Below are 7,774 nucleotides of genomic sequence, written 5' to 3'. Positions count from 1 at the left end.
GGTCTCGAAGGAGTCGAGGCTCATAAGCCCGGCCAGCGGCAGCGCCAGCTCGGCGGTGATGACGCCATTGTCGGCCACCGCCATGCCGCCGCCCATCGCGATAAGCCGGTTGACCGCCACCGCCATGTCGGCGTCGGTGGCGCCGACCACGGTGATGTTGTGGCAGTCATGGCCGATCGAGGAGGCGATGGCGCCGCGCTTGAGGCCGATACCCCGCACAAAACCCTTGCCGATGTTGCCGTTCCTGCCGTGGCGCTCGACCACGGCGGCCTTGAGGATGTCGGCTTCGGGATCGGCCTGCAGGGACTGGTCGAGGACGGGCAGGGCGGCGTCCTCGCGGAAGGTGATGATGAGGCCGGGCTTGATCGCGATCACCGGCGTCTGGTTGCGGCCGGCCCTGGCCTCGACACGGAAGGCGTCCGCCGTGACCGGCCTCGCCTTCACCGAGCCGAGGCCGACCGGCGCCACCGTCCGCCGCGTCTCGAACAGCGCCGGGCTCACCAGCCGGCCGCCCGCGATGACGTCGCTGACGCGGCAGTCCTCGAGGTCGTCGAGCAACGCGATGTCGGCCCGCCAGCCGGGTGCCACCAGGCCGCGGTCGGTGAGGCCGAAGATGCGGGCAGCCGAATGGCTGGCGGCGCGGTAGACGTGATGCAGCGGCCGGCCCTTGGCGATCAGCCGCCGGATCGAGGAATCGAGATGGCCCTCCTCGGCGATGTCGAGCGGATTGCGGTCGTCGGTGCAGAGCGCGACGAAGCTCGACGTGTCGGCGTCGAGGATCTCGGCCAGCGCGTCAAGGTCCTTGGAGGCCGAGCCCTCGCGGATCAGGATCGCCATCCCCTTTGCGAGTTTTTCACGCGCCTCGGCGGCGGTCGTGGTCTCGTGGTCGGTGCGAATGCGCGCCGCCAGATAGCCGTTGAGCCGCTGGCCCCTGAGCAGCGGCGCGTGGCCGTCGATGTGGCCGTCGGAAAAGGCGTCGAGCTTGGCGATCATGCCTTCGTCGCCGGCGAGCACGCCGGGAAAATTCATCACCTCGGCGAGGCCGACCACCTTGGGATGGGAACGGAAGGGTACGAGGTCCTCCGCCTCCAGCCGCGCGCCTGAGGTCTCGAACGTCGTCGACGGCACGCAGGACGACAGGTTGACGCGCACGTCGAGGATGGTCCGCTCTGCGCAGTCGAGGAAATAGCGGATGCCTTCGACTCCCAGCACATTGGCGATCTCATGCGGGTCGCAAAGTACGGTGGTGACGCCATGCGGCAGCGCGCAGCGGTCGAATTCGAGCGGGCTGACCAGCGACGATTCGATGTGGAGATGCGTGTCGATGAAACCGGGCACGGCGAAGCGGCCGCGGCCGTCGATTTCCTCGGCCGCCTGATAGCGCGCATGGGTGCCGACGATGCGGTCGGCGACGATGGCGATATCGGTTTCGCTCACCGTGCCGGTGACGACATCGAGCAGCCGCACGTTGCGGACCACCAGATCGGCGGGCACCTCGCCGGAGCCGGCGCGGATCATGCGGGTCAGCAGTGTCTTCGAATCCATCGGGTGCTCGCTTGTGCGGGATGCTCGTCCACGCTCGGCTGAAGTGCGGAAGCGGTCAAGGGCCGATCAGCAGAACGCGGACATGACGATGAGCAGGTCTGTCATATGGAAGGCTGAGGCCTGCGCAGAGCGCTGCCATGAGGCAGGCCGTAGTGATCCTGATGCAACCGGAAGCAACCTTTTGACGCGCAAAATGCAATGGCCTGTTGCATTTCGGCCATACGTCTGTTCACGAATACGTGATATCAGCTACTCCGATATTAGCCACCTTTAATATTGGTCCGGGGGGATCTCATGCATTTCGTATCGTCGGCGAAAGCCGCGCTTGCTGCTGCTTGCCTCGCGAGCGTGGCGCTTCCAGCCATGGCCAGCGACTGGTCGGGTTTCTATGTCGGCGGCGGCGCGTCCTTCCGCAAGCACAAGGTCGACTTTCCGAACGGCATGGACCGGGTGATCATGGACGACACAACCGCGCCGGGCATCAGGCATTTCGAGAAGACCCCCGATCTCTCCCATGAGGGCAATACGGTCGACGGGCATGTGCTGGGCGGTTATCTCTTCCAGAAGGACCGCTTCGTGTTCGGTGCCGAGGCCGATTATGAGATCGGGTCCAGCTTCTCGGACGGCCGCACGCCAGGCATCCCGGCCTGTGCCAATGAGCCCGTCTTCACCGCCGGCCATTTCGGCTGCGTGGGTCTCTCGACCTTCTTCGACGACGTCAAGACGCTCGGCCATGTGCGCGGCATCGCCGGCGTCGAGATCACGCCGAGCCTGCTCGGTTTCGTCGCCGGCGGCCTCGCCATCGGCAAGAGCCCGGAGACGATCGGCGCCAGCGCCGGCGGCATGATGGCCTCTCCGCCGAGCACGCCGCTGATCGGTGCCGCCACCGTCCAGAGGTCCAACATGGCCGAGACCATCTATGGCTGGACCATCGGCGGCGGCCTGCAGGTCAAGGTCGGGCACGGCTTCCGGCTGCGCGGCGAATATATGTACGACAAGTACCAGGGCCACGACATCGCCGTCGGCGGTGCCGGCTTCGGCGGAACCATCGGCGAGCTGACCACCAACTCCTTCACCAGTCCCGGCAACCGCGTCGACTATTCCAGCCACACGGTGCGTCTGGCGGCCATCTATTCCTTCTCGGAAACCGATGATCCGGCCGAGCAGCCCGACTATCTGAAGAGCGACTGGTCGGGCGCCTATTTCGGCGGCGGCCTGTCGATGAGCCGCCACAAGGTGGGTTTCCCCGACGCCACCAACTTCCTCAACATGACCAACAACGTCACTCAGGGCTCGCTGCGGGTCGAGCCGTCCAACGAATTCGAGGGCGATTCGACCGGCGGCCATCTTCTCGCCGGCTACCAGCACCAGTTCGGGCGTTTCATCTTCGGCGCCGAGGGCGACGTCGAGCTGAACAACGTCTTCGATCACCCGAGGGGCCCCGGTGGCCCGGCCTGCCTGACGCAGCTCATCAATTTCCAGCAGCTCGGTTCCGGCCATGCCGAATGCATCGGCACCCAGCTGATCTTCTCCGACGTCAAGTCGCTCGGCCATGTCAGGCTGAAGGCGGGCTATGAGGTCACGCCCGCCCTGATGGCGTTCGTTTCGGGTGGCCTGGCCATTGGCAGGAGCCCCGACCAGATCGGCGCCGGCGCCTTCGGCTTCGTCGCCAACTCGCCGAGCTCGCCGCTGCTTGGCGCCGCCACCGTGCTTAGATCCAACATGGCCGAGACCGTCTACGGTGCCTCGATCGGCGGCGGCCTGGAGATGAAGGTGAGCGAGAACCTGCGACTGCGCGGCGAATATCTCTACGACAAGTACAAGTCGCTGGACATCGCCGTCGGCGGCGCCGGCTTCGGTGGCACCATCGGCGACATCACCACCAACTCCTTCGTCAGCCCCGGCACAAAGGTCGACATGTCCAACCAGACAGTGCGACTGACGGCCATCTATCAGTTCTAGAAGCAATACCAGGAAAAGTGCGTAGCGGTTTTCCGTCCGGAATTGTGTAAGTCAAATACTGGAGCCGCGCCGCTCCAGCCGGAAAGGCGGGCGCAATTGACGCGCGGGGCTTGTTGCGGCCGCATTTCGCGGTCACACTCCGGCCATGCCTTCGGGGCGCGCGACGGACCGTCCCAAATCGAATGACGGACAATTCCCGTCGAGGCCGGCCGCCATGCCATGCCGGCCTGACCGGATCCCCGACCGCCTCGCGCCGCATGCCGATGTCTGCGGCGGATGACCCTCGAAGGCAATCGCGGCCGCTCAGCTGACGTCGCAACGCAACCCGTCTCCCCGGGCAAGCGCAAGCTTTGCCCCCGGGAAACTCGTGGGGCTAGAGGCCTGTTCCTGCGGGTTCCGCTGAAACCAAAGCAAGACGCGAGGTCAAACGCGATGCATCCGATGCCCAGCCGGATTCCGGTGTCCATCATCATCCCGAACTACAACTACGCGCGCTTCCTGGAACGCAGCGTCGACAGCGCGCTCGGCCAGGACCATGACGATGTCGAGGTCATCGTCGTCGACGACAGATCGAGCGACGGTTCGGCGGCGGTCATAGAATCCTATGGCGACTCCATTCGCGCCTGCCTGCGGCCAAGGAATGGCGGCCATGCCGCCGCCTTCAACACCGGCTTTGCGGCAAGCTCGGGCAGGATCGTGCTGTTCCTCGACGCCGACGACTATCTCTACCCTGACGCCGTCTCCAGGATCGTCGACGCCTGGGATCCGGCGACCGCCCAAGTGCAGTCGCGGCTGCACATCGTCGACGAAGAACAGCACGTCAAGGATGTCTTCCCGCCGCCGGAACTTCCCTTCGACGACGGCGACGTGGTGCCGAAGCTGCTGCACAAGGGGCGCTACCAGACGACGGTGACCAGCGGGCTCGCCTTCGACCGCTCGACGCTGGAGACCATCATGCCGATTCCCGAAGCCGATTTCCGCCAGGGCGCCGATGGCTATCTGGCGACGCTGGCCCCGCTCTACGGCCAGGTACAGTCGATCGAGGAATGCGTCGGCGCCTACCGCATCCACGGCGCCAACCATTCCGTCTTCGGCGCCAAGCTTGCCGAGCGGGCGCGCTGGCGGGTGGCGCATGATTTCCACCGCATGGCGGCGCTGTCCGGCCAGGTCTCCGGCGTCGGCCTGGCGGTCGAGCCGTCCGAGACCGTCCTGCACGATACGCTTCATCTGGAGGAGCGGCTGGCCTCGCTCTGCGCCGACAGGGACCGGCACCCGGTGGCCAATGATTCCAAACTGGCGCTTGCCGCGCACGGCGCCGTCGCCAGCCTTGAAATGACGGCCTCGCTCAGGCGCCGAGCCATGCTCGCCGCCTGGTTCCTGTCCGTCGGCATGCTGCCCGGAAAGATGGCGCTCGCCGTGCTGTCCTGGAAGCTCGACGCTGCCTCGAGGCCGGCCTTCCTGGCGCGCCTCGCGAAAACCATCCGCCAGGCGATGGGGTAGGGGCGGCAGAAACGGCGCGGCAAGATCATGCACCGGCGGTTCTGCGGCTCACATGGCGTGCCGTCGCTGATCTGGCAAGACCCACGGCGGCCGCCGCCGGCCCTTACTTCAGCGCGATGCTCATGCCGCTGAGATCGGCATTGATTTGCAGGCCGACCTGCTTGCCCGAGAGTTCGAGTTGGGCGCCCCTGTCATTGGTCATGACGATGACCTGGGCGCCTTTGCCGAGCGCGCCGCCACCGCCTGCCGCACCGTAGACTCCGGTCACGTCCCGGGCGCGGCGAATGTGGCGCACGGTGCCGTGGAAATAGGTCTTGGAAGCCCCGAAGGCGAGGCCGCCCGAGACAGCGCCGACCGAGATCGGATAACGGCGACCATGGAAGGTGAGGGTGCCTTCGCCTCCGGCACCGCCGATGAAGAAGGCCGCCTTGTAGATGGCGAAGCGGATCGTGCCGCTGTCGGCATGCGCGACGCTGGCGACGCTGACTGCCCCGGCGGCGATGACGGCAACCGCGACTGAACGAATTCCGGACGAAATGTTCATGATGAGAACTCCTCATGATCGCCGCTTGCCCGGCCGGACCGGGCTCGTCAGCGTCGTATCAAGGTTACTGCTGAACAGTCTCGCTCCTCATTGGTTCCAGGCACGCCGCCTAAATCTGGCTGCGAGCGGTCGGCCACGGCTCACCGGCCCAGACAGCAAGGCGCGGCGCTGATCCGCGCCGTCTCGTCTAAGAAACGCTTAAGATGTGACCGCCCTTGTTAACCATCGATTAACTATCCGGTCGCCTTTAATTGGATGTTGGAGCATACGGTTTTTGGTAGCGAACAAGAGAGCGATTGCCCCTCAAGCGCGACTGTCACTTTGTCGGTGCGCGCGATGAGGAACTAGAAAAGCAGCGGAACACCGTTGTCTCCCGGGGAGGCGCCATCATCAGCGTTGATGAGGAGCGCCAAATGCAGATCGAAGAAGCAGTCAGTGCAGCGACAGCCGACGCCAGCGCGCTTCTGTCCTGTCTCGGCCAGCCGGTCGTCGCCTACCACGTCACGGAAATCATGCGGGAGACGGACGCTGCGCACGCGCGGGCGATGCAGCTCGCCTTGATGCGGCGAAGCATCGAGGCTCTCGTCGACGATGGCCTGGAGAACGTCGAAGCCGAACGGTTTGCATCGCAGTTCCATGGCCGGATTGGTTTGACCTGGGAACTTTTGCACCCGTCCAGCGGCGCATCGCACTGACCTGGACCAGGCCGGCGTCGATGCCGGCTCTGTCGCCTGCGGGCTATCTCTTCCGGTAGACGCTGATGTGGCGCCAGCTGCGGGCGTCAAACGGTTCGCGCTTCCAGCCGCCATATCGCTGGTCGAGCTTCAGCCCGGCGCATCTCGCCATCAGGTCGAATTCGGGCGGATGGGCCAGCCGCAGCCTGAGCGGAACCATGCGGACCATATCATTGCCGATATCGATGTGTGACAGGTCGAGCACCTGGCTGACCGGATCATATCTGCACGCCGCGATGTGGACCGATCCGGTGCCGGGATGTGAGACTTCGACGAAGCCGCCGTCGTCCCGCTTCGGCGCCGTGGGGACCCGGCATTCGAGCAGGAAAACGCCATCCTCATCAAGGTGCCGGGCCGCATTCTCGAAGCACCTGACCTGACCGTCCTGGGTGATCACGTTGCCGATCGAATTGAACACCAGATATACGACGCCGTAGCGGCGACCCATGTCGACCGCCGTCATGTCGCCATGGACGACCTCGATCTCCGATCCGCCCGGCTTCTGCCGCAGTACCTCGATCATGTCGGGCGAAAGTTCGATGCCGTCGACCCGCAGGCCGACGGCCGCCAGCGGCAGGGCGATCCGTCCTGTGCCGACGGCAAGCTCGAGGCAGTCGCGTCCACCCGCGATCTCCTTCAGGAATCGAACAGTCTCATCCTCGTCGCCGCGCAGCTCATCGTCGTAGCGCTTCGCAACGTCGCCGCGAAAGCTGTCTTCAGGCCTGAACCCTTCCATGTCGTGTTCTCCGGTAGCCGCCGCACCCCGCAAGGATGTGCAACGCCTCCGGCAAGCCTCGCGTTCCCGTGGAAATTCGCCAGGTGCTTCCCCGCATTTGAAGTCTGGACTTCATTTGAGAGAAGCATCTCCGCGATCACCGTCGATGCTCAGACATATGTAACATCCCAAGATTGAGATATATTGCCGCCGCATCCTTGGTCGGACGCTCGTGGAAGGGGGCACGACATGCAGGCAGTGCCGATATCGCATCCGGGGGAGCAACCTGCGGTCGGGACCATATCCTCCCTGACCGGATCCTCCCCGACCTTGTCATCCTTTACCGGCTATCCGGCCGCCGTGCTGTGCTGGCTTCTGTCGGCTGGCGTCTATATCGCGGCCAAGTGGGTGGCGCCGGAAATGCCGCCCTGGGGGCTATGCTTCTGGCGGCTGACGCTCGCCTGCGCCATCCTGCTGCCGATCGTGCATCGCCACCACGGCGCGATGATAACGCTGCTGCGGGCGCGGTCGCTGGAGATCGTCGCCGTCGGCGCCATCGGCCTCACGCTCTGCCAGGGCATGATCTATCGCGGCCTCAACGAGACCGATGCCAGCACCGCAGGCATCATCATGGCGCTGTCGCCAGTCATGACGATGGTGCTCGCCCGTTTCGTGCTTGGCGAGCCGCTCGGGCTTTGGAAGTCGCTTGGCGCGCTGGCCGCCCTTGCCGGGATGCTGGTGATCGTCGCGCATGGCGACCTGACGGCGCTGCTT

The 7,774-nt window shown here is 65.2% G+C and carries 7 protein-coding genes; 4 read left to right on the top strand and 3 right to left on the bottom strand.

Annotation, left to right across the window (positions count from 1 at the left end):
- A partial coding sequence (ade, locus tag EN780_RS22315) for an adenine deaminase (RefSeq protein ID WP_128275338.1) occupies positions 1–1,545 on the bottom strand: 1,545 nt, incomplete at its 3' end.
- 294 nt (positions 1,546–1,839) lie between these two features.
- Here ade and EN780_RS22310 point away from each other — a divergent pair.
- Both EN780_RS22310 and EN780_RS22305 read left to right on the top strand, forming a co-directional pair.
- Complete coding sequence (locus EN780_RS22310; RefSeq protein WP_128275337.1) at positions 1,840–3,507, top strand: outer membrane beta-barrel protein; 1,668 nt, start codon at positions 1,840–1,842, stop codon at positions 3,505–3,507.
- Positions 3,508–3,939: 432 nt separating this feature from the next.
- Positions 3,940–5,007 carry a glycosyltransferase gene (locus EN780_RS22305; RefSeq protein WP_127286807.1) on the top strand — a complete coding sequence of 356 codons (1,068 nt, stop codon included), beginning with the start codon at positions 3,940–3,942 and terminating at the stop codon, positions 5,005–5,007.
- A gap of 103 nt (positions 5,008–5,110) precedes the next feature.
- On the opposite strand, the gene EN780_RS22300 is transcribed toward EN780_RS22305, so the two are convergent.
- On the bottom strand, positions 5,111–5,551 hold the full coding sequence (locus EN780_RS22300; RefSeq protein ID WP_128275336.1) for a hypothetical protein: 441 nt from the start codon (positions 5,549–5,551) through the stop codon (positions 5,111–5,113).
- Between the two features lie 296 nt (positions 5,552–5,847).
- On the opposite strand from EN780_RS22300, the gene EN780_RS22295 reads away from it, so the two are divergent.
- Positions 5,848–6,246, top strand: coding sequence for a hypothetical protein (locus EN780_RS22295; RefSeq protein WP_245500072.1), 399 nt, complete (start codon positions 5,848–5,850; stop codon positions 6,244–6,246).
- A gap of 43 nt (positions 6,247–6,289) precedes the next feature.
- On the opposite strand, the gene EN780_RS22290 is transcribed toward EN780_RS22295, so the two are convergent.
- Positions 6,290–7,021, bottom strand: coding sequence for a class I SAM-dependent methyltransferase (locus EN780_RS22290; protein ID WP_128275335.1), 732 nt, complete (start codon positions 7,019–7,021; stop codon positions 6,290–6,292).
- 228 nt (positions 7,022–7,249) lie between these two features.
- Between EN780_RS22290 and EN780_RS22285 the strand changes: the two genes are divergently transcribed.
- Positions 7,250–7,774: DMT family transporter (locus EN780_RS22285; RefSeq protein ID WP_189556660.1), on the top strand; the 525-nt coding region annotated here is incomplete at its 3' end.

It is taken from the genome of Mesorhizobium sp. M4B.F.Ca.ET.089.01.1.1 (assembly GCF_004022605.1).
GTDB classification, from domain to species: Bacteria; Pseudomonadota; Alphaproteobacteria; order Rhizobiales; family Rhizobiaceae; genus Mesorhizobium; species Mesorhizobium abyssinicae.
The sequence above is the reverse complement of the archived record's forward strand: the minus strand, read 5'-3'. Positions and strand labels throughout refer to the sequence as shown.

Coding starts and splice junctions, on each gene's coding strand:
- EN780_RS22310 (WP_128275337.1), top strand. CDS start 1,840: ATGCATTTCGTATCGTCGGCGAAAGCCGCGCTTGCTGCTGCTTGCCTC.
- EN780_RS22305 (WP_127286807.1), top strand. CDS start 3,940: ATGCATCCGATGCCCAGCCGGATTCCGGTGTCCATCATCATCCCGAAC.
- EN780_RS22300 (WP_128275336.1), bottom strand. CDS start 5,551: ATGAACATTTCGTCCGGAATTCGTTCAGTCGCGGTTGCCGTCATCGCC.
- EN780_RS22290 (WP_128275335.1), bottom strand. CDS start 7,021: ATGGAAGGGTTCAGGCCTGAAGACAGCTTTCGCGGCGACGTTGCGAAG.